Annotated in this window: 1 protein-coding gene; it reads left to right on the forward strand. The window is 67.8% G+C overall.

The genetic code is table 11. The features are described from left to right. Positions 1–214: transposase (locus tag GT358_RS16940; protein ID WP_208103592.1), on the forward strand; the 214-nt coding region annotated here is incomplete at both ends.

The raw sequence follows: 214 nt of genomic DNA on the forward strand, positions 1-214 counted from the left end.
GAAGGGGAGAGAAAACCCGGCAGGCCCAGGACCTTCTCCGACCTCAGCCTCTTTCTCTTCCACCTGGTCCGCGCCCTCCTGGGCTTCTCCAGCGAACGCATGCGCCGGGAACTGGCCCGCAACCCTAGGCTCCGCAAGCGCCTCGGTCTAGAGCGCGTTCCCTCCTCTGCCACCCTCAGCGAGCGGAGCCGGAAGCTACCCTGGCCCCTCCTGC

This window comes from Rubellimicrobium sp. CFH 75288 (assembly GCF_009904055.1).
Classification (GTDB): domain Bacteria; phylum Pseudomonadota; class Alphaproteobacteria; order Rhodobacterales; family Rhodobacteraceae; genus Rubellimicrobium.